Raw genomic sequence first — 21,001 nt, 5'->3', positions numbered from 1 at the left:
AGGCCCCGAGCCCGCCGAGCGCAGCGAGGCCCTCGAACACAGAAAGGCACCACCATGTACGCCCGCCTCGCCGAAGTCGTCCGTTCCGGCTTCACCGAGAGCGTCCATTTCGGCAGCGTGGCCGCGATCGCGCCCGACGGGAGCCTCGCGCTGTCGCTCGGCGCCGTCGACGAGCCGATCCTGCCCCGCTCGTCGGCCAAACCGTTCCAGGCCCTGGCCTGCCTCACCTCGGGCGGCGCCCTGTACGGCTCACGGCTCGCCATCGCCGCCGGCAGCCACACCGGAGAGGACTTCCACGTCGCGCTGGTCGGCAAGATGCTGCGCGAGGCGGGCCTGGACACCGGCGCGCTGCGCTGCCCGGCCGACTGGCCGGAGGACGAGGCGACGCGGCACACGCTGATCCGGGCGGGCCAGGACAGGAGCCCCGAGCGGATGAACTGCTCGGGCAAGCACGCGGCGATGCTCCTGGCCTGCGCGGCCTCCGGCTGGCCCATCGCGTCGTACCTCAACGTCTCCCACCCTCTGCAGCGGCGGGTCCGGTCGCTGGTGCAGAAGCTGTCCGGCGAGAAGAGCCCGCACACGGCGGTGGACGGCTGCGGCGCGCCGCTGTTCGCGGTCACCCTCGCCGGGCTGGCCCGCGCGATCCGGGCCCTCGCCGCCGCCCCCGCCGACACCCCGGAGCGCGCCGTCGCCGACGCGATGCGGTCGTTCCCGGAGTACGTCGGCGGCACCGGGCACCTGAACACCGAGCTGATGCGCGCCCTGCCGGGGGCGATCGTGAAGGGCGGCGCCGAGGGCGTCCTCGTCGCCGCGACCGCCGAGGGGCACGCGGTGGCCGTCAAGGTCATCGACGGCGGCCCGCGGGCGACGTCCGCGATCGCCGTGGCCGCGCTGGCGCGCATCGGAGCGGACGTCACCGGCGCCGCGGCGTTCACCACGATCCCGGTGCTCGGCGGCGGCCGGCCCGTCGGCGACGTCCACGCCACCCTGTGACCGTCTTCCCTTCCCTGTCTCCGCACACCTTCCGAAGGAAACACATGAGCCTCACCTACGAGATCTGCGTCGACGGCACCGAGGCGGCGCTGGCCGCCGAACGGGCGGGCGCCCACCGGGTCGAGCTGTGCGCGGCGCTGTTCGAGGGCGGCATCACCCCGACGATCGGCACGGTCGCGGCGACCCTCGAGGCCGTGTCCCGCGTCCGCGTGCACGTGATCATCCGGCCCCGGGGCGGCGACTTCATCTTCGACCCGCACGAGGTCGCGGCGATGGAGCGGGACATCCGGGAGGTACGGGCCGCGGGCGCGCACGGCGTGGTCATCGGCGCCCTGACCCCGGAGGGCACGGTCGACCGCCCGGTGTGCGAGCGGCTGATCGCCGCGGCGGGCGACCTGGCGGTCACCTTCCACCGCGCCTTCGACATGACCGCCGACCCCTACCAGGCGCTCGAGACCCTGGTCGACCTCGGCGTGCACCGCGTGCTGACGTCGGGGCAGGAGGTGTCGGTCCTGGAGGGGGCGCCGCTGATCGCCGAGCTGGTCCGGCTTGCCGGCGACCGCATCGTCGTCATGCCCGGCGGCGGCGTGACCGAGCGGAACATCGGCCGCATCCTCGCCGAGACCGGCGTCAGCGAGATCCACTTCGCCGCCCTCACCGACGAGCCCAGCCCCGCCGTGCACCGCAACCTGCGCCCCTTCATGGGCGGGGAGCTGCGCCGTCCGGAATACCTGCGGCAGGTCACCTCGGCGGGCCTGATCAGCGAGGTCATGCAGGCGGGCGGCTCCTCCCGCTGAGCCCGGCGGGAGGCGGCCTCACGACGCGAGCCGGCGCCCATCGGGCGCCGGCTCGGTCTGCTCTGTCGGTGCGGTCCTGTACAAAAGGCCTGTGACGACCAATGTGACGTGGGGGCAGGCGCTGGCGTGGCGGCTGCGGCGGCAGTTCGTGGAGCCGGCCGCCGGCGGCGACGCGGTGTCGGTGGCGCGGCGGCTGTGCGGCGTCCAGGCCCAGGTGGCCTCCTCCGCCGAGCTCGCGACGGCCGTGCGGCAGGCCGAGCCCCGTCCCGGCGAGATCGGGCAGGCGCTGTGGCATGATCGCACCCTCGCGAAGACGTGGCTGATGCGCGGCACCCTCCACCTGGTGCCCGCCGACGAGCTGCCCGTTCACTGCGCCGCCCTCGCCTCGCTGCGGTTCTGGGAGAAGGGCTCCTGGCAGCGCGGCCACGGCGTGACGGCCGCCGAGCTCGACGCCGTCATCGAGGCGGTGCCCAAGGCCCTCGCGGACGGCGCTATGCTCACCCGCGAGGAGCTCGTCGACGCCGTCCTGGAGGTCACCGGCGACCTCCACCTGCGGGAGGCGCTCACCTCGGGCTGGGGGGCGCTGCTCAAGCCGCTCAGCATCCTCGGCGAGCTGTGCTACGGCCCGCCACGCGACCGCAAGGTCACCTTCGTCGCGCCCTCGGCGTGGTTCCCGGGCCGGGCCGGGCGGCCGCTCTCCGCGCAGGAGGCGGGGGTGCGGCTCGCGCGCGCCTTCCTCGGCGCCCACGGCCCGGCCACCCCGGCGATGTTCGACACGTGGCTGCTGCGCGGCATGACGCCGAAGGCCGTGCTGCGCGGGTGGTTCCGCGAGCTCGAGCCCGAGCTGGCAGACGTCGAGGTCGACGGGCAGCCCATGAAGATCCTCGCCGAGCATCTCGACGACCTCGCCGCCACCGCTCCCTCCCAGGCGGTCCATCTCCTGCCCGGCTTCGACCAGTACATCCTGGGCGCGCCCCGCGGCCTCGAGCCGCTCCTGCCCGCCGCCGTCCGCCCCAGGGTCAGCCGCGCCGCGGGGTGGATCTCCCCCGTGGTCGTCTACCGGGGCCGGGTGGCCGGCGTCTGGGAGCTCGAGGGTGACACGATCACCCCCGACCTCTTCGAGCCCGTCCCCGCTCCCCTCCTCGACGCCGCCGTCACCCGCCTCCGCGCCCTCGTCGCCTAGGGGCTCGACCGGCGGGCGCCTGTCAGCGTCCGGCGGGGTGGAAGTCGTACGGCTTGGAGTCGTACACGTAGTAGACGCAGTCGGCACCGGGCGCGCACTTGCCCCAGTGCACCGCCTTGGACGGGTAGTACAGGTAGTCGCCCGCGCCGACCCGGTAGGTCGGGTGGCCCTTCACGTGCCACAGCATGACTCCCGAGACCCCGACGACGTGCTCGGGGCTGGTGTGCCAGTGCGGCGAGAACGGCGTGCCGGCCTTGAGGGTGAACATCGCCTCCGACGGGCCCGTCTCGGGGTCGCCTTTCAGCTGGACGAAGGTGCATCCGTCCAGTCCTTCGCAGGGCGACCCTCCGTCCTTGTGGTGGTGCTGGTAGATGACCCGGTCCGCCGCGCCCGCGGGGCGCGACTCCGCGGACGAGCTCGTCGTTCCCGCCGCCACGACCGCCAGCGCCGCGACCACCGTCACCATCGACGTCTTCCTGAACACGATCGACCCTCCTGACGTTCAAGGACTTCCCGATAACCGGACCACGGTCCGATTGAATCCAGAAGTTATCGGACCACGGTCCGGATCGTCAAGCGCCGGCAGGTTCCGCGGCTCGGCGGGCCCTCGCCCCGCGAGGCACGGGCGAGGTGAACGTCCGCCGGCCCTGGACGTACCGTTGCAGGTGAGGCAGTCGGCCCCGAGGAAGATCTCCGCACGCCGGATCGGCATCGGAGGACCCATGAACATCGTTGAGGAAAGCGTGCGGGTGGCCGTCGCCGGTGTCGTCCTGGACGCCGACGTCGTGGTTCCCGATCACGCCCAGGGAGCGGTGCTGTTCGCGCACGGCAGCGGCAGCGGCCGCCACAGCCCGCGCAATCGCTACGTCGCCGGTGAACTCCAGGGCGCGGGACTGGCGACCGTGCTGGCGGATCTGCTGACCCCGGCCGAGGAACGGCGTGACGCGGTGAGCGCCGAGCTCCGGTTCGACATCGGGCTGCTGGCCACCCGGCTCGCGGCGCTGGTCGGCTGGGCGGCGGCCGACCGGCGTACCTCCGGCCTCGGCATCGGGCTGTTCGGTGCGAGCACCGGGGCCGCCGCCGCGCTCGTCGCCGCCGCCGAGCGGCCCGGCGACGTCCAGGCGGTCGTCTCCCGGGGCGGCAGGCCCGATCTGGCCGGGGAGTACCTCGGCCGGGTGCGCCGACCGGCGCTGCTGATCGTCGGAGGCGCCGACCCGGTGGTCGTCCAGCTCAACCGCGAGGCGATGACGCACCTGCCGGAAGGGACACGCCTGGAGATCGTGCCGGGCGCCACACACCTGTTCCAGGAACCCGGGGCGCTGGAACAGGTGGCGCGACTGGCCGGTGACTGGTTCGCGCGGCACCTGAGGCCGGCCGGGCAGCGGGGCGGCGGCACCGGTCAGGGGTAGTGGCCCCGGCCGTCCAGGATGGCGTTCCACTCCTCGTCGGAGACCGGCGGGGTGCCGAGGGCGCGGGCCGCTTCGTCGAGGTCCGCGCGGCTCAGGTGCCAGGAGTGCATCAACCCCTCGGCGCGTCGTCTGCGACGCTCGCTCTCCACGATGAAGGCCACGGCGATGCGCACCCGCTCCACCGTCGCCCGGTTCACCCGGTGCCCGTCCTCCGGGCCCTCCGCTCGGATGCCACCGGCCCGCATCACCGTACCTCCGGGGGCGGCACGGGCGCCGAGGCGACCAGGTGCCCACCGGCGGTGGACATCTGGGCGGGGACGACGGGCGGTTCGGCCGCGGCGGCCGTCTCCGCAGCCGACGACTGCCGGGGGACGACGGGGGGTTCGGCCGCGGCGGCCGTCTCCGCAGCCGACGACTGCCGGGGGACGACCGGGGGGAGCGCCGGGACGGGGGCGGCGGGGGCGTCCGTGGCGGGCACCCCGGTGACCGGCGACCGCATCGGGCGGCCGTGGCGCAGCTCCATGTAGCGGCCGGCGACGCGGCGTGCCGCCGTCACCGGATCGCCGGCCGGGCTGTAGTTGTACGTCCTGCGGCCGGTGCTCCCGGACACCGTGCCCGACCACCAGAAGTAGCAGGAGCCGTCCGTCCAGGCCACGAGATCGACACACACGGACACCAGCGCTATGCCTCTACCTTCGTGAACCTCTGAGGTGATGCCGTGCCACTCCAGCGCCCGCCTCAGACGGTGGGCGGCGCGGGCGGCGGGATGCCTCCGCAGCCGCACCTCGGCACGCTCACCGCCGCCCTGACTCCCAGCAGGAAAGCTCATGGAACGAACCTAGAAATATGCCAAGAAACCCGGCAAGGTAGTTTCGCGTTGTTGCTGCCTGTTCCTGGGTCACATCCGCCTCAGAGCGACCCCAAGATCCGGTAGCTTGGCGCCATGACGAGCCCCGGGGCGTACGACCGATGGGCCGCCGAGTCGATCAAGCGGCTGGAGGACGAGGCCGCCGAGGTGGGGCCGACGCCGCTGCGCGTCCTGCCGCTGCCCGCCGGCTCGGGCGCCGCCCTGTACCTCAAGGACGAGTCGGCGCATCCCACCGGGAGCCTGAAGCACCGCCTGGCCCGCGCACTGTTCGCCGAAGCGATGGCGCGCGGCCGGATCCGCGAAGGCACCACGGTCGTGGGGGCGACGGGCGGCCCGATGGCGGTCGCGGAGGCGTACTTCGCCAGGCTCCTCGGCCTGCCCTACATCGCCGTCATGCCCGGTGAGCCGTCGCCCGAGCGGGCCGTGCCCGTCGAGCGGCTGGGCGGCGAGTGCCGGTTCGTCAGCCCGCCACTGGCGATCTACGACGCGGCCCGGGAGCTGGCCGCCGAGACCAGCGGCCATTTCATGGACCACTTCTCCTCGGCCGCCGCGGTCGCCGACCGGCGTGCCGGCGACCTGGCGGCGGAGCTGTTCGGGCAACTGCCCGGGTACGGCATGGACGTGCCCCGCTGGGTGGTGGCCGGCGCGGGCACCGGCGCGACCAGCGGCGCCGTCGGCCGTCACGTCCGTGAGCACGGGCTGCCGACACGGCTGGCGGTGGCGGACCCGGAGAACTCCGCCTACTTCCCCGGCTGGGCGAGCGGCGCCGGCGACTACGCCACCGGCATGCCCTCGCGCATCGAGGGCGTGGGACGCCCCCGGATGGAACCGGCCTTCGTCCCCGCGCTGATCGACATGGTCGTGCCCGTCCCGGACGCCGCCAGCGTCGCGGCGGCGCGGCACGTGCGGGCGGTGACGGGCCTGCCTGTGGGCGGGTCGACGGGCACCACCCTGTGGGCGAGCCTGGAGCTGATCGCGCGCATGCGCCGCGACGGAATCGAAGGGGCGGTGGTCACGCTGATCGCCGACGCCGGTCCGCGCCATCTCCGGACCTACCATGACGACACCTGGGCGGAGAAGAAGGGCCTTGACCCGGCCCCGTACACGGCCACGCTGGAGCGGTTCCTCTCCGGAGATCCCTGGGAACCACCACCGCGCTGACGCCCCGGCCGCCACCCACCGGCGATCAGCCGATATGACTGAGATGACGGCATCGTGATGGTATGTCCAGCAGGAGGTATGGAAATGGACTACGTCAGGCTTGGTGCGACCGGGATGAAGGTGTCGCGGATCTGCCTCGGCATGATGAGCTACGGCGACCCGTCGAGGTGGCAGGACTGGGTGCTCGACGAGGAGCGGAGCGAGCCCCTGGTCCGCAAGGCCGCCGACGCGGGCGTCACCTTCTTCGACACCGCCGACGTCTACTCGGCCGGCACCAGCGAGGAGGTCACCGGGCGGCTGCTGCGCAGGATCTTCCCCCGCCGTGAGGACTACGTGCTCGCCACCAAGGTGTTCTTCCCGGTGGGGCAGGGCCAGAACGACTGGGGCCTGTCGCGCAAGCACATCTTCGACGCCATCGACGCCTCTCTCAAGCGGCTGGGCACCGACTACGTCGACCTGTACCAGATCCACCGCTGGGACGACCAGACGCCCATCGAGGAGACGATGGAGGCGCTGCACGACGTCGTCCGCGCCGGCAAGGCCCGCTACATCGGCGCCTCCACCATGTACGCCTGGCAGTTCGCCAAGGCGCAGCACGTCGCCGAGCTCAACGGCTGGACGAGGTTCGTGTCCATGCAGAATCACTACAACCTCCTCTACCGCGAGGAGGAGCGCGAGATGATCCCGCTCTGCCTGGACCAGGGGGTCGGGCTGGTCCCGTGGAGCCCGCTCGCGCGCGGGCTGATCGCGAGGGCCGGGTCGCGGGACACCGGCACCACGCGGGCCGGCACGGACGGCCGTATCGAGCAGCTGTACGGCGGGGAGGGCGACGAGGCGGTCCTCGACCGGGTGGCCGAGGTCGCGGCCCAGCGCGGCGTCACCCCGGCCCAGGTGGGCCTGGCCTGGCTGCTCGCCCAGCCCGGCGTGAACGCCCCGATCGTCGGCGCCACCAAGGAACGCCACCTGGACGACGCCATCGCGGCCGTGGGGCTGGAGCTCGACGAGAAGGAGCTGGCCTACCTGGCCGAGCCGTACCGGACGCGTCCCGTGGTGCACTGAGCCGAGGACCCGCCGGGCCGGGGGCGAGGCGGAAATGTCGGAGCCCTTCCGTAAGCTGACCCCCATGGGGAGGGCGAACGACGAGGCGGCGGCGGCTCTTGAGGAGTACGCCGATCTTTTCGCGATGACCGGCGGTGACGCGTTCAGGGTCCGCAGCTACCAGAAGGCCGCCAAGGCCATAGCGGGGTTCCCGGAGGACATCTCGAAGGTCGATGTCCGCCGGGTGCCCGGCGTGGGCGAGGCGATCGCGAAGAAGATGGAGGAGTTCCTCCAGAGGGGCAGCTTCCGCCAGCTCGACGCGCTGCGGGCCGAGGTGCCCGAAGGGGTGCGCATGCTCACGCGCATCGCCTCGCTCGGGCCGAAGAAGGCCGTCTTCCTCTACCACGAGCTCGGCATCGACTCCCCCGAGGCGCTGGCCGAGGCGATCAGGCAGGGCCGGCTCGCGGGGCTGCGCGGGTTCGGCGCCAAGACCGAGGAGAACCTCCTCAAGGGCATCGAGCAGATGCGGCAGGCGGGCGAGCGGGTGCACCTGGGCGTCGCCATGGATCTCGCCGAGCGCGTCATGGCGTCGCTGCCCGCCGACAAGATCGCCTACGCGGGGTCGCTGCGCCGCATGAAGGACACCGTCGGCGACATCGACATCCTGGCCGTCGGCCCGGAGTCGCTGATGGAGGAGTTCCGGCGGCAGCCGTACGTCGCCGAGGTGATCGCGAGCGGCGACCGCAAGACGTCGGTGCGCACCACCGAGGGCCTGCAGGTCGACCTGCGCGTGGTGCCGGCCGAGTCGTGGGGTGCGGCGATGCAGTATTTCACCGGCTCCAAGGAGCACAACGTCCGGGTGCGCGAGATGTGCGTCAAGCGCGGCTGGAAGCTGTCGGAGTACGGCCTGTTCGAGGGCGAGAAGGTGATCGCCTCCCGCACCGAGGAGGAGATCTACCAGGCGCTCGGCATGCAGTGGGTGCCCCCCACCCTGCGCGAGGACGGCGGTGAGGTGCAGGCCGCGCTGCGCGGCGAGCTGCCCGAGCTGGTGACGGCCGCCGACCTGAAGGGCGACCTGCACACCCACACCGACCTCACCGACGGCATCGCCTCCCTGGAGGAGATGGTGGGGGCGGCGGCCGCTCTGGGGTACGCCTACTACGCGGTCACCGACCACGCGCCGAACCTCTTCATGCAGCGCATGACGCTCGACAAGATGCTGGAGCAGCGTGAGCGGCTCCACCGCCTCCAGGACGAGTACCCCGGCATGCGGCTGCTGCACGGCACCGAGCTCAACATCGCCCCGGACGGCACGGTCGACTGGCCGGCCGAGGTCCTCAAGGGCTTCGACGTGTGCGTGGCCTCGGTGCACTCGCATTTCACCCAGTCCCGCGAGGAGATGACCCGCCGGTTCATCGCCGCCTGCGAGAACCCCCACGTCCACATCATCGGCCACCCCACCACCCGCAAGATCGGCAAGCGCCTGCCGGTCGACGCCGACTGGGAGGCGGTGTTCGCCGCCGCGGCCCGCACGAACACCATCATGGAGATCGACGCCTACCCCGACCGCGCCGACCTGCCGTCCGATCTCGTGCGGCTCGCCCGCCACCACGGCGTGAAGTTCTCGATCGACAGCGACTCGCACGCCGTGCCGCACCTCGGCAACCTCCGGTTCGGCGTCGGCATCGCCCAGCGGGCCTGGCTGACCCCCGACGACGTGGTCAACACCTGGCCGGTCGACCGCCTGCTGGCCTACCTCACAGCCCACTGAGAGCCGAGCCCCGCCCGCGAGCCGAGCGCCGGGAGACTGTCCACCACCCCGCCGCCCGACGGCCGGCGGCCCGATCCTGAGCCCGCCCCTCGCGGGCCCGGGGGCGGTAGTGGGCCGGGGCTTCGTCCCTCGCGGGCTCGGGAAGACCGTCTCTTTGTCGCCCGCCTGCCGAACCGGTAGCCCATCCCAGGTCCGCTGCTGACGAGGCGGGCTTGGGAAGTGGGTCGGGGGCTCGGGCTCGGGCTCGCGAAGACCGTCTCTTTGTCGCCCGCCTGCCGAACCGGTAGCCCATCCCGGGTCCGCCCCTTGCGGAGCGGGTTTGGGAAGTGGGTCGGGGGTTCGGCGCTCGTGGGGTGGGGTGGGAAGTAGACTGTACATATAGGCTGGTTTGTTGGTAGGAAATATATAGATGCTTTGCCCGGATATGGGGGTGCCGTATGGATCTCGACGAGAACGTTGGCTCCCGTGCCGGCGTCATCTCCTCCCCCATCGTCAAACCGCTGCCGCCCGAGCTGTTCGTGGTCCACGGCACCGTGGCCGAGATGCGGTGGGAGGCCATGCGCGGGCAGGGTTACCACACCCCTAACGACCGGTTCTTCGTCCGCAACCACACCGCCACCCCGCTCATCGACTCCGGCACGTGGCGGCTGCGCCTGCACGGCGACGCCCTGCGCGCGCCCCGCAGCCTCTCCTACGAGGATCTGCTGGCCCTGCCGTGCACGACGGCCGACGTGGCGATCGAGTGCGCGGGCAACGGGCGGGCGTTCTTCGAGTCGCAGCAGGGCACCCGTACCCCCGGCATTCCATGGCGCCTCGGCGCGATCGGCGTGGCCCGCTGGCGCGGCGTTCGGCTGTCGACCCTCCTCGACCTGGCCGGGGTCACCGCGGACGCCGTGGACGTCATGCCGCGCGGCCTCGACGCCCCCTACGTTGAGGACGGCGTCGACCACGGGCCGGTACGCCGCCCGCTGCCCATCACCAAGGCCCTGGCCGACGTGCTGGTGGCCTACGAGATGAACGACGTCCCCCTGCCGCCCGACCACGGCTTCCCGGCGCGGCTGGTGGTCCCCGGCTGGAGCGGGGTCGCCTCGATCAAGTGGCTGGGTGACATCGAGGTCTCCAGCAGGCCGCTGTCCTCGCCGTGGAGCACGCGCTTCTACCGGATGTTCGGGCCGGGATACCCGCCGGAGGGCAGCGCGCCGCTGACCGTGCAGGCCGTCAAGAGCGCGTTCGAGCTGCCGTGGGGCGCGACGCTTCGGGCCGGGCGGCAGCACATCCTGCACGGCCGCTCCTGGTCCGGCAACGGCCACATCGTGAAGGTCGAGATCAGCGTCGACGGGGGGCTCAGCTGGCGGCGGGCCGAGACCCGCGGGCCGCGCCTGGCCCGCGCCTGGGCGCCCTGGCACGTCGCCTGGGCGCCGAGGACACCCGGGCCGTACGTGCTGATGGCCAGGGCGACGGACGAGACGGGCGCCACCCAGCCGCGCGAGGCGCGCTACAACAGCCTGGGTTACCACTTCGACGGCGTGGTGGCCCACCCGGTGACCGTGGTCGGCTGACACGCGAGCCCGGCCGCGGCCCTCCGGTTCGACGGCGTGGTGGCGCATCCGGGGAACGCGGTCGGCTGACACAAGAGCCCGGCCGCGGCCCTCCGGAGGTGTGGGGAGGGTTCGCGGCCGGGTGGCTTCCGTGGCGGAAGGTCAGTGGGAGACCGCCTTCTCGGCGCCGGCTCCGGTGAGGGAGCGGACCTCGATCTCGGCGTACTTGCGGGCGTTGTACTCCTTGCTCAGCACCGTCCCGAGGTAGCCGGCGAGGAAGCCGAGCGGGATCGACACCAGGCCGGGGTTCTCCAGCGGGAACCAGGCGAAGTTCGCGCTCGGGAACAGCGAGGTCTTCGTGCCCGAGACCACCGGCGAGAACACCACCAGCAGCACGGCCGACACCAGGCCGCCGTAGATCGCCGAGACCGCCCCGGCGGTGTTGAACCGCTTCCAGAACAGGCTGTAGAGGATGGCGGGCAGGTTGCCGGAGGCCGCGACCGCGAAGGCGAGCGCCACGAGGAAGGCCACGTTGAGCGACTGGGCGAAGATCCCGAGCACGATGGCCACCGCGCCGATGACGAAGGCGGCGATCCTCGCGACGAGGATCTCCTGCCGGTCGGTCGCCGTCCCCCTCTTGAACACGTGGGCGTACAGGTCGTGGGCGAAGCTGGAGGACGAGGCCAGGGTGAGCCCGGCCACCACGGCGAGGATGGTGGCGAACGCCACCGCGGCGATCACCGCGAGCAGGATCGTCCCGCCCACCTCACCGAAGATCAGCTGTCCGATCTTCAGCGCCAGCTGCGGGGCGGCCGTGTTGCCCGCCTTGTTCTGCTCGGCGATGGCCTTGCTGCCGACCAACGCCGCGGCGCCGAACCCGAGGACCAGGGTGAGCAGGTAGAACACGCCGATGATGCCGATGCCCCAGATGACCGACTTGCGGGCGTCCTTCGCGGTCGGGACGGTGTAGAAGCGGATCAGGATGTGCGGCAGGCCGGCCGTGCCGAGGACCAGGGCGAGGCCGAGGCTGATCAGGTCGAGCTTGCCCGCCAGGCCCTTGGCGTCCACGCCGTACTTCAGCCCCGCGTTCAGGAAGGCGTCGCCCTTGCCGCTCTGCTGCGCGGCGCTGCCGAGCAGGCTGGAGAGGTTGAAGCCGAAGTGGCCGAGCACCAGCAGGGTCACCAGCGCGGCGCCCGTCATCAGCAGCACGGCCTTGACGATCTGCACCCAGGTGGTGCCCTTCATGCCGCCGACGACCACGTAGACGATCATCAGCAGGCCGACGACCGCGATGGTCGCCGCCTTGCCGCCCTCGGAGGTGATCCCGAACAGCAGGCCGACCAGCGCGCCCGCGCCCACCATCTGCGCCAGCAGGTAGAAGATGCTGACCACGATGGTGGAGACGCCCGCGGCGGTGCGCACCGGGCGGGGGCTCATCCGGAAGGCCAGCACGTCGGCCATGGTGTACTTGCCGGAGTTGCGCATCAGCTCGGCGACCAGCAGCAACGCCACCAGCCAGGCCACCAGGAACCCGATGGAGTACAGGAAGCCGTCGTACCCCGACAGCGCGATGATGCCCGCGATGCCGAGGAACGAGGCGGCCGACATGTAGTCGCCGCCGATGGCGAGGCCGTTCTGCACGCCGCTGAACGACCGGCCGCCGGCGTAGAAGTCCGCGGCGTTCTTGGTGTGCCGGCTCGCCCAGAAGGTGATGCCGAGCGTGGCGGCCACGAAGATGACGAACAGTGTGATCGACAGCGCCTGGTCACTCATTGGACGTCCCCTCGATCTCGCCGCGGAGCTTGCCGGACAGCGGGTCGAGCTTCCTGTCGGCGTGCCTGGCGTAGGCCCACGCGATGAGGAACGTCGACACGAACTGCAGGACGCCGAAGATCAGCGCCACGTTGATGTTCCCGAAGACCTTGGTGCCCATGAACCCGCGCGCCCAGGCCGACAGCACCACGTACAGCAGGTACCACGCGAGGAAGGCGATGGTCACGGGGAAAGCCCAGTTGCGGTAGCGCCGGCGCAGTTCCTGGAACTCCGGCCCCGCCTGCACCTGTTCGTATGCCGATGACTCCTCTTGTTGAGTCGCCACGGAGACCTCCCATGTTGTGATCTGGATCACGCTCACCGTAGGAGGGCGGGCAGGCGGTTGCGGAGAGGCGCGGGGAGGGCCGTCGCCAAGCCGCCCCGACCGGTCGCCCATGGGGACGGGGCCTGCGCCGAAAGGCCCGTTCCGCACGACGAGCGGTCGGACCGTTCCGAGCAAGCGACCGCTCGCGATGATGGCGGACCGTCGTGAGCGGGCCACCGCTCGCGATGACGGGAGGACCGTTGCGAGCGGGCCACCGCTCGCGATCGGGCGCGAGGCGCGGCCGATACGGCCGGATGTCCGCCGGCGGCCCGGGAGAGGTCAGCTGGAGCGGGGACGCCAGTCGCCGCGGTCGACGTTCAGCGCCTCCGGCGCGTGCAGCCGCACCATCGTGCGCGCCACCCCCCGCGGCACCCGGCCCGGTGTGAGCAGCGAGACCAGGATCATCACCGCGAAGGAGATCGGGACGGTCCACGCCGCCGGCTGGGCGAGGAGGGCGCCCGCCCAGCCCCCGTACGGCCCACCGGCGATCACCGCGATCACCGCCGCCCCGGCCAGCCCGCCGCCGACGAGCAGCCCGGCCATGGCGCCGGTGGTGGTCAGCCGCCGCCACCAGATGCCGAGCACCAGCAGCGGGCAGAACGACGAGGCCGCCACCGCGAAGGCGAGCCCCACGACGTCGGCGACGGCCAGCGACCGCGCCCCCGTGGCGAGCACGAGCGGCACGGTGACGGCGAGCAGCGTGGCCACCCGGAACGACGGCACTCCCCCGCGCAGGATGTCCTGGCCGATCACGCCCGCCACCGACACGGCGAGCCCGGAGGAGGTGGACAGGAACGCCGCGAAGGCCCCCGCCGTGACCAGCGCGCCGAGCACGTCCCCGGCGGTGCCGCCGATCAGGCGGCCCGGGAGGGTGAGCACCACCGCGTCCGTGCGGCCGGTCATGAGCAGCTCGGGCGTGTAGAGCCGGCCGAGCGCGCCGTACACGGCCGGGAGCAGGTAGAACGCGCCCAGCAGGGTCAGCACGACGAGCGTGGTGCGGCGCGCGGCGCGCCCGTCGGGGTTGGTGTAGAACCGCACCAGCACGTGCGGCAGCCCCATGGTGCCGAGGAAGGTCGCCAGGATCAGCGAGTACGTCGCGTACAGCGGGTGCTCGCGGCCGTGCAGCGGGAGCATCCACTCGTGGTCGGTCAGCACGGGCAGGTTCTCGACGTGCGGCACCGCGGCGCCGGCGGGGAAGGCGACGGTGGTGTCGTGCGCGATCGTGTGCTCCCCGGGCGGGAGCGCCAGCCGGGCGTCGCGGACGGCCCGGCCGTCCACGCGTCCGGTGGCGGTCACGGTGACCGGCCGGTCGACGCGCACGGTGACGTCGGCGCCGACGGACACGGTGACCGGCTCGGTGAACACCGGGGGCGCGTCGCTCGCGAGGCCCGGGCCGCCGCCGGTGTGCCAGGCGAACAGCAGGAACACCACGGGCAGGGCGAGCGCGGTGAGCTTCAGCCAGTACTGGAAGGCCTGGACGAAGGTGATCGACCGCATGCCGCCGGACAGCACGTTGGCCGCGACCACGAGGGCGACCAGCACGCCGCCCACCCACGCGGGCGCGCCGGTGATCGTACGGAACACCAGGCCGGCGCTCTGGAACTGCGGCATGAGGTACAGCCAGCCGATCGCCACGACCAGCACGCTGGCCACCCGCCGCACGGCCATGGACTCCAGGCGGGCCTCGGCGAAGTCGGGCAGCGTGTAGGCGCCCGAGCGGCGCAGCGGGGCCGACACCAGGACCAGCAGCACCAGGTAGCCGCCCGTCCAGCCCACCGGAAGCCACAGCATGTCGGCCCCGTAGGCGAGGATCAGCCCGGCGATGCCGAGGAACGACGCCGCCGAGAGGTACTCTCCGCCGATGGCGGAGGCGTTCCACAGCGGGGACACCGTGCGCGAGGCGACGTAGAAGTCGGAGGTCGTCCGCGACAGCCGCAGCCCGAACGCGCCGATGAGGATCGCCGCCACGACCACCACCAGCACGGCCCCGAGGCCGAGCCCTGTGTTCACCGTCCCCGCACCGCCCGCCCGCGCCCGGCCGCACGCACGACCGGCCCGCGCCCGACCGGCCCACACCCGGACGTACGCACGACCGGCCCACACCCGGCCGTACACGCGACCTGCCCGCGCCCGGCCGTCCCCCGGCCGGTCAGCGCTCCCGCCGGCCTCACTCGCGCTCGACCAGGTCGGCGAAGTGGCGCTCGTTGCGCTCGGCCTGCCGGACGTACAGCCAGGCGCCGGCGACGAAGGCCGGGTAGATCAGCCCGGCGAGCACCACCCACGGCAGCGGCAGCCCGCCGAGCCGCACCTCACGCAGGGCCGGGACCAGCAGGAACAACAGCGGCAGGCCGCCGATCAGGCAGCCGAGCACCGTGCACACGAACAGGGCGAGCCGGAACTGGGTGCGCACCAGCGAGCGCATGTAGACCTCGCCGAGGCGCGTCTGCTCGTCGATCTCCATGGTGACGGGGTAGCGCGGCCTGCGGGCGGCGGTGGTGCGCGGGCTCGTCACGACCTGCCGGCGCGGCTTCTCGGGGGTCCTGGTCACCACCGGTGTCCTCTCGTCGGGGCCGCCCGCCTGCCGTACGTCGCGCCGCTCACTCGGCGCGGCCCTTCCGCGCGCGGCGGACGAGCAGGTCGCGCAGCTCGCGGGTGTGCCTGCGGCTGACGGGGATCTCGGTGTCGCCGATCCGCACGGTGCAGCGGCCGGAGTCGATGTGGAGCTCGTCGATGTGCTTGAGGGCCACCAGGTGGCTGCGGTGCACGCGGACGAACCCGGCGGCGGCCCATCGTTCCTCCAGCGCGGCGAGCGGGATGCGCACGAGGTGGCTGCCACCGGCGGTGTGCAGCCGCGCGTAGTCCCCCTGGGCCTCGACGTAGCGGACGTCCGAGCTCGCGACGAACCGGGTGACCCCCGCCAGCTCCACGGGGATCGTCTCGGCGTCGGGCGCCGCGCGTGCCGCCTCCGCCGCCGCGCCGGGGGCGTCCGGGATGCTCGCGCAGACCCGGCGGATCGCCTCGGCCAGCCGCTCGGGGCGTACCGGTTTGAGCAGGTAGTCCTCGGCCTTGATCTCGAAGGCGTCCACGGCGTGCTCTTCGTAGGCGGTGACGAACACCACGCGGGGCGGCCGGGTGAACTGGGCCAGCAGGCGGCCGAGCACGACGCCGTCGAGCCCGCGCATCCGGATGTCGAGGAACACCGCGTCGACGGGCTTGCCCTCGGCCATGGCCCGGTCGAGCATCTTCAGCGCCGACGCGCCGTCGCGCGCCGTGGCGACCTCGCCGATCCGCGCGTCGGCGCGCAGAAGGTAGGCCAGGTCCTCCAGCGCCGGCTGCTCGTCGTCCACGGCCAGCACACGCAGCCCTGTCACATCACTTCCGTTCGCCCTGCCGCATTTTCGAATCCACTAGAGCGTGGTAAATCGGGAACGGGAAGTCAACGGGTACGGTGACCGGCGGAGATAACTATACGGAGACACCCGGCCGGTATTTCGGGACCCGGACGGTGATCTTGGTGCCCGCGCCCGGTGCGGTCTCCACGACCAGGCCGTACTCGTCGCCGTACACCTGACGCAGCCGCTCGTCGACGTTGGCCAGCCCGACGCCGCCCGCGCCGGACCGTTCGTCCGCGTCGCCGGACAGGATGCGGCGCAGCCGCTCGGGGTCCATGCCGACCCCGTCGTCCTCGACGCCGATCAGGCACTCGGCGCCGGCGTCCTCGGCGGTGATCGAGATGTGGCCGGCGCCGTCCTTGCCCTCCAGGCCGTGCCGGACGGCGTTCTCCACGAGGGGTTGCAGGCACAGGAACGGCACGGCCACCGGCAGCACCTCCGGCGCGATGCGCAGCGTGACCCGCAGCTCGTCGCCGAAGCGGGCCCGTTCCAGGGTCAGGTAGCGGTCGATGGAACGCAGTTCCTCGGCCAGGGTGGTGAACTCGCCGTGCCGGCGGAAGGAGTAGCGGGTGAAGTCGGCGAAGTCGAGCAGCAGCTCGCGGGCGCGCTCGGGGTCGGTGCGGACGAACGACGCGATCGTGGTGAGCGAGTTGTAGATGAAGTGCGGCGAGATCTGGGCGCGGAGGGCCCGCACCTCGGCCTCGATCAGCAGGGTACGTGACCGGTCGAGCTCGGCCAGCTCCAGCTGGGAGTCCACCCAGCGCGCGACCTCGCCCGTCGCCCGGACCAGTCCCGCCGAGGCGTGGTCGCCGTAGGCCGCCAGCGACCCCACGACGCGGTCGTCGGTGGTCAGGGGAACCACCACGGCGTATCGCACGGGGCATTCGGGCCGGTCGCACCAGACCACCTCGGGGCCGAGGACCTGGATACGGCCGTCACGCAGGGTCGCCGCCGCCGCGGCGAAGGCGTTCTTCGCGTGGTGCTCGCCCGCGCCGTCGTACACCAGCAGCTCCTCGCCGTTGGTGATCGCGATGGCGGGCGAGCCGAGCAGCTCGCGCAGGTAGCGCGAGGCCTTCATCGCCCCGGCCGCCGTCAGGCCGGCCCGCAGCGGCGGCGCGGCCAGGGAGGCGGTGTGCAGCGTCTCGAAGGTGGCGCGCTCGGCGGGGCTGGTGCCCAGCTCACGCCGCCCGCGCAGCACCCGCCACAGCACCACCGCCGGCACCCCGAGCAGCACGGCGAGCAGGGGCACGGCGAGCAGCGGTTCCACGCCGCCGGAGCCTACTCCACGCCGGGGTCCAGCAGCGTCATCCCGGCGAAGTACGACGCGATCTGGGGAAGGGGCCGGCCGGCGATGCCGCCGGAGGTCGTGGCGGAGTAGACGCGCCGCCCGGCGTCGGCGGCGGCCTGGTCGCCGTCACCCTGGTAGATGTGCGAGAGCACCAGGCTTCTTACTTCGTCATCCCCGGGAGCGCGGGAACGGGGTCCAGGGCGGCGACGACCGCGGCGATCGCCGGCTCACCGGCCCGGTCGCGGTGGTGGGCCAGCATCACCTCGACGTGCCATTCGGGCAGGTCGGTGACGTCCACCTGGACGAGCGTGCCGTGGGCGAGGTCCTGGCGGACGGTGGAGCGGGTCAGCAGGCCGACCGCCAGTCCCGCCCGGGCCAGTTCGGCGACGGTCTCGGCGGGGCTGACGTCGTACACCTGGTGGGCTCCGGCGGGCTGGTCGGAGAGCCGCTCGCGGAAGGCCGCCGCGCCGGTGCCCCAGTTGTTGAAGGCGAGGTGATGGGCGCCGAGCTCGCCCAGGTCGACGCGCCGGCCGGCGAGCGGGTGGCCGGGGTGGGCGACGACGATGACCTCGTCGCGGCGGAACCGGTGGAGCCGCACCTCGTGAGCGTGGGGAACCGGCAGCGTGAAGGCGATGTCGGTGCTGCCCGCGGCGACCCGGTGCAGGGCGTCCCGGCTGTGCTGGTCGTCGACGGTGATCGAGCACTTGAGCGGGCGCAGGGCGGCCGCCACGAAGGGGACGGCCAGCGGGGCGTAGCTGGCGTACGTCGTGACGTGCAGGGCCGCGGTGGTGTCCTCGGCCCTGGCGGCGGCGAGGGCGCGCCCGGCGAGCGCCAGGCAGCGTTCGGCGTGCGGGAGGAGCCGCCGGCCCGCGGGGGTGAGGGTGACTCCGCGGTTCGACCGCACCAGCAGCGGCCGGCCGATGAGCCGCTCGAGCCGGCCGAGGCGTTCGCTGACGGACGGCTGCGTGACGTGGAGCTCCCGCGCGGCCCCGGACAGGGACCCGGTCGCGGCGGCGGTGGCGAACGCGTGCAGGTCGGCCAGCTCCAGAGTCATAGGCACAGCCTATGGCCAGCTCTACGCAGATAGGCGTTCCCTTGGACCGACGCCGCTTCATAGGCTCGAACCCATGAATACGGACATCGAGGACGAGGTGACCCGCTGGCGGGCGGAGACGCCGGGCTGCCGGAACGTGGTGCACCTCAACAACGCCGGTTCCTCGCTGCCGCCGTCGCCGGTGCTGGACGCGGTGACACGGCACCTGCGCCTCGAGGCGGAGTACGGCGGGTACGAGGCGGCCGACGCCGCGGCCGGCGCCCTGGAGCAGGTGTACGCCTCGATCGGCACGCTGATCGGCGCGGACGCCGCGGAGGTGGCGCTGGTCGAGAACGCCACCCGCGCGTGGGACATGGCCTTCTATTCGATCCCCTTCGCCCCCGGCGACCGCGTCCTCACCTGCGTCAGCGAATACGCCAGCAACTACCTGGCCTTCCTCCAGCTCCGGGACTCCCGGGGCGTCGAGATCGTCGTCGTCCCGGACGACGACGCCGGTGAGATCGACCTGGACGCCCTGGCCCGGGCCGCCTCCCACGAGCGCACCCGGCTGATCGCCATCACGCACATCCCCACCAACGGCGGTGTGGTGAACCCGGCCGCGGAGGTCGGCCGGATCGCCAGGGAGAACGGCGTCCTGTACCTGCTGGACGCCTGCCAGTCCGTCGGGCAACTGGAGGTCGACGTCGACGCCATCGGCTGCGACTTCCTGTCGGCCACCGGGCGCAAGTTCCTGCGCGGCCCGCGCGGCACCGGCTTCCTGTACGCCCGCGCCGCCACGACCGCGGACCTGCACCCGCCGCTCATCGACCTCCACGCGGCCACCTGGGTGACCCGCGACTCCTACGAGCTCCGCCCCGACGCCCGGCGCTTCGAGAACTGGGAGAGCTACGTCGCGGGCCGGCTGGGGCTCGGCGCCGCCGCCGACTACGCCCTGGCGATCGGGCTCGACCGGATCGAGACGCGGGTGGTGGCCCTCGCCGCCCGCCTGCGCGCCATGCTGACGGAGATCCCCGGCATCACGGTGTACGACAAGGGGCGCCGTCCGAGCGGAATCGTCACCTTCGCCCACGACCGGCTGAGGGCCCAACGGATCAGCGGGCGGCTTCGCGAGCAGCGCGTCAACACCTCGTACGCGAAGGCGTCCTCGACGCGGCTGGACCACGAGCGGCGCGGGCTGCCCGAGCTGGTGCGCGCGTCCGTGCACTACTTCACCACCGACGGCGAGCTGGAGGAGCTCACCCGGGCCCTGCGCAAGATGATCGACGAGGACTCCTAGGCCCATTTTCCGCACATCGCCCTCATCGACCTGGGTTGAGCACTGATAGCACCGGATCGCATACACCACCTGGCCAGGGAGATTCGGGCTCGTGCGGAGAACAGGCCTGGGCCCGGCCGCGGAGATCACCGCACATCACGACAGACTGCTTGATGTGCGGAACTCGTCGCTGATCTCCATCACGCCGCTTCTGCCCGCGATCCTGGTCGCGCTGTGCCTCATGGGGGCGGTGGTGGCCCGGCTGGGCGGGCTCGGGCACGGCGGGGCCGTCGTGAGGGCGTGCCTGAGGGCGGCCGCGCAGCTGCTCGCCGTGTCGGCGGTGATCACCTGGGTGATCGCGTCCTCCCCGGCGGTGGCGGGGTTCATCCTGCTCATGTACGGGGTCGCCGTTTTCACCGCGGGGCGGCGCATCACTTCCGGCCGGTCGGGTCTGTGGGCGGCGGTGCCCATCGCGGCGGGGACGGCGCCGGTGCTGGCCGTCCTCCTGGCGGGCGGGGTGATCTCCACGGCCGGGATCGTCCTGATCCCGGTCAGCGGGATCCTGCTGGGCGGCTGCCTGACGGCCACGGCCCTGGCGGGCCGCCGTGCCGTGGACGAGCTGACCCAGCGGCGGGGCGAGGTGGAGGCGGCCCTGGCACTGGGCTTCATGCCGAGGGACGCGGCGCTGGAGATCTGCCGCCCGGCGGCGGCCCAGGCGCTGCTGCCCGCGCTGGACCAGACCAGGACCGTGGGGCTGGTCACCCTGCCCGGCGCGTTCGTGGGGATGGTGCTGGGCGGCGCGAGCCCGATCCAGGCGGGGATCGTGCAGCTGGTGGTGCTGGTGGCGCTCCTGGCCGCCGAGGCCGTCGCCGTCCTGGTGACCGTCGACCTCGCCGCCCGCGGCCGTTTCGTCCGCTGACGGCCACCGGCGGCGCCCGCACGCCGGGCGGATGGCGGCCAAGGAAGGCCGGCGTGCGGGCACCGGTCAGGGGACCGTCCCGGGTCAGGACGGGACGGTCACGCCGCGGCGGCGGTGTAGCGGGTGATGACGTCGTCCCAGTTGACCAGGGACCACAGCTTCTCCACGTAGTCCGGGCGGACGTTGCGGTACTGCAGG

Annotated in this window: 22 protein-coding genes; 10 read left to right on the top strand and 12 right to left on the bottom strand. The window is 72.8% G+C overall.

The features are described from left to right. Positions 1–54 precede the first annotated feature (54 nt). The 3 genes from KIK05_RS42250 (at position 55) to KIK05_RS42240 (ending at position 2,973) form a co-directional block, all read left to right on the top strand. Positions 55–993 (top strand): asparaginase, encoded by a 939-nt coding sequence (locus KIK05_RS42250; RefSeq protein WP_214416543.1) that lies wholly within the window; start codon positions 55–57, stop codon positions 991–993. A 44-nt stretch (positions 994–1,037) separates the two neighbouring features. Further along, positions 1,038–1,790, top strand: a complete 753-nt coding sequence (locus KIK05_RS42245) for a copper homeostasis protein CutC (RefSeq protein ID WP_214416542.1) — start codon at positions 1,038–1,040, stop codon at positions 1,788–1,790. Positions 1,791–1,881: 91 nt separating this feature from the next. After that, positions 1,882–2,973, top strand: coding sequence for a winged helix DNA-binding domain-containing protein (locus KIK05_RS42240; protein WP_308250363.1), 1,092 nt, complete (start codon positions 1,882–1,884; stop codon positions 2,971–2,973). Between the two features lie 22 nt (positions 2,974–2,995). Here the strand turns inward: KIK05_RS42240 and KIK05_RS49275 are convergent, their stop codons facing one another. Beyond that, complete coding sequence (locus KIK05_RS49275) at positions 2,996–3,457, bottom strand: cupin domain-containing protein (RefSeq protein WP_214416541.1); 462 nt, start codon at positions 3,455–3,457, stop codon at positions 2,996–2,998. Positions 3,458–3,695: 238 nt separating this feature from the next. On the opposite strand from KIK05_RS49275, the gene KIK05_RS42230 reads away from it, so the two are divergent. After that, positions 3,696–4,382, top strand: a complete 687-nt coding sequence (locus KIK05_RS42230) for a dienelactone hydrolase family protein (RefSeq protein ID WP_214416540.1) — start codon at positions 3,696–3,698, stop codon at positions 4,380–4,382. Here the strand turns inward: KIK05_RS42230 and KIK05_RS42225 are convergent. Continuing rightward, the gene (locus KIK05_RS42225) at positions 4,373–4,627 is read right to left on the bottom strand and encodes a hypothetical protein (RefSeq protein WP_214416539.1); all 255 of its coding nucleotides are present in this window, start codon (positions 4,625–4,627) and stop codon (positions 4,373–4,375) included. The two genes, KIK05_RS42230 and KIK05_RS42225, sit on opposite strands and share 10 nt — an antisense overlap. Beyond that, positions 4,627–5,211, bottom strand: a complete 585-nt coding sequence (locus KIK05_RS42220; protein ID WP_214416538.1) for a hypothetical protein — start codon at positions 5,209–5,211, stop codon at positions 4,627–4,629. Before KIK05_RS42220 ends, KIK05_RS42225 begins: the two co-directional genes overlap by 1 nt. Positions 5,212–5,325: 114 nt before the next feature. Here KIK05_RS42220 and KIK05_RS42215 point away from each other — a divergent pair, with 114 nt between their 5' ends. The 4 genes from KIK05_RS42215 (at position 5,326) to KIK05_RS42200 (ending at position 10,779) form a co-directional block, all read left to right on the top strand. Beyond that, the gene (locus KIK05_RS42215) at positions 5,326–6,411 is read left to right on the top strand and encodes a PLP-dependent cysteine synthase family protein (protein ID WP_214416537.1); all 1,086 of its coding nucleotides are present in this window, start codon (positions 5,326–5,328) and stop codon (positions 6,409–6,411) included. A gap of 84 nt (positions 6,412–6,495) precedes the next feature. Next, entirely contained in the window at positions 6,496–7,470 is a 975-nt protein-coding gene (locus KIK05_RS42210; protein WP_214416536.1) for an aldo/keto reductase, read from the top strand. Between the two features lie 64 nt (positions 7,471–7,534). After that, positions 7,535–9,220, top strand: coding sequence for a DNA polymerase/3'-5' exonuclease PolX (polX, locus tag KIK05_RS42205; RefSeq protein WP_214416535.1), 1,686 nt, complete (start codon positions 7,535–7,537; stop codon positions 9,218–9,220). Between the two features lie 437 nt (positions 9,221–9,657). Further along, positions 9,658–10,779, top strand: coding sequence for a sulfite oxidase (locus tag KIK05_RS42200; RefSeq protein ID WP_214416534.1), 1,122 nt, complete (start codon positions 9,658–9,660; stop codon positions 10,777–10,779). Between the two features lie 141 nt (positions 10,780–10,920). Here the strand turns inward: KIK05_RS42200 and KIK05_RS42195 are convergent, their stop codons facing one another. From KIK05_RS42195 to KIK05_RS42160, 8 genes are all read right to left on the bottom strand, one after another. Beyond that, the gene (locus KIK05_RS42195; protein WP_214416533.1) at positions 10,921–12,531 is read right to left on the bottom strand and encodes a monocarboxylic acid transporter; all 1,611 of its coding nucleotides are present in this window, start codon (positions 12,529–12,531) and stop codon (positions 10,921–10,923) included. Then, a complete protein-coding gene (locus KIK05_RS42190; RefSeq protein WP_308250362.1) occupies positions 12,524–12,856 on the bottom strand; it encodes a DUF485 domain-containing protein in 333 nt (110 codons plus the stop codon). The genes KIK05_RS42195 and KIK05_RS42190 overlap by 8 nt, the downstream gene beginning before the upstream one ends. Before the next feature lie 318 nt (positions 12,857–13,174). After that, complete coding sequence (locus KIK05_RS42185; protein WP_214416531.1) at positions 13,175–14,905, bottom strand: sodium/solute symporter; 1,731 nt, start codon at positions 14,903–14,905, stop codon at positions 13,175–13,177. A 157-nt stretch (positions 14,906–15,062) separates the two neighbouring features. Next, positions 15,063–15,443 (bottom strand): hypothetical protein, encoded by a 381-nt coding sequence (locus tag KIK05_RS42180; protein WP_214416530.1) that lies wholly within the window; start codon positions 15,441–15,443, stop codon positions 15,063–15,065. A 49-nt stretch (positions 15,444–15,492) separates the two neighbouring features. Beyond that, a complete protein-coding gene (locus tag KIK05_RS42175) occupies positions 15,493–16,266 on the bottom strand; it encodes a LytR/AlgR family response regulator transcription factor (RefSeq protein ID WP_214416529.1) in 774 nt (257 codons plus the stop codon). Positions 16,267–16,360: 94 nt separating this feature from the next. Next, complete coding sequence (locus KIK05_RS42170) at positions 16,361–17,554, bottom strand: sensor histidine kinase (protein WP_214416528.1); 1,194 nt, start codon at positions 17,552–17,554, stop codon at positions 16,361–16,363. An 11-nt stretch (positions 17,555–17,565) separates the two neighbouring features. Beyond that, positions 17,566–17,727, bottom strand: coding sequence for a hypothetical protein (locus tag KIK05_RS42165; protein WP_214416527.1), 162 nt, complete (start codon positions 17,725–17,727; stop codon positions 17,566–17,568). An 8-nt stretch (positions 17,728–17,735) separates the two neighbouring features. Further along, on the bottom strand, positions 17,736–18,629 hold the full coding sequence (locus KIK05_RS42160) for a LysR family transcriptional regulator (RefSeq protein WP_214416526.1): 894 nt from the start codon (positions 18,627–18,629) through the stop codon (positions 17,736–17,738). A 73-nt stretch (positions 18,630–18,702) separates the two neighbouring features. Here KIK05_RS42160 and KIK05_RS42155 point away from each other — a divergent pair, with 73 nt between their 5' ends. Together KIK05_RS42155 and KIK05_RS42150 are read left to right on the top strand one after the other, a co-directional pair. Then, positions 18,703–19,905 (top strand): aminotransferase class V-fold PLP-dependent enzyme, encoded by a 1,203-nt coding sequence (locus KIK05_RS42155; protein ID WP_214416525.1) that lies wholly within the window; start codon positions 18,703–18,705, stop codon positions 19,903–19,905. A gap of 154 nt (positions 19,906–20,059) precedes the next feature. Further along, positions 20,060–20,803 (top strand): ABC transporter permease, encoded by a 744-nt coding sequence (locus KIK05_RS42150; protein ID WP_308250361.1) that lies wholly within the window; start codon positions 20,060–20,062, stop codon positions 20,801–20,803. 98 nt (positions 20,804–20,901) lie between these two features. On the opposite strand, the gene KIK05_RS42145 is transcribed toward KIK05_RS42150, so the two are convergent. Further along, the gene (locus KIK05_RS42145; RefSeq protein ID WP_250564363.1) at positions 20,902–21,000 is read right to left on the bottom strand and encodes a Fe-Mn family superoxide dismutase; all 99 of its coding nucleotides are present in this window, start codon (positions 20,998–21,000) and stop codon (positions 20,902–20,904) included. Position 21,001: the final 1 nt, after the last annotated feature.

Source organism: Sphaerisporangium fuscum (genome assembly GCF_018531465.1).
Taxonomy (GTDB): domain Bacteria; phylum Actinomycetota; class Actinomycetes; order Streptosporangiales; family Streptosporangiaceae; genus Sphaerisporangium; species Sphaerisporangium fuscum.
The sequence above is the reverse complement of the archived record's forward strand: the minus strand, read 5'-3'. Positions and strand labels throughout refer to the sequence as shown.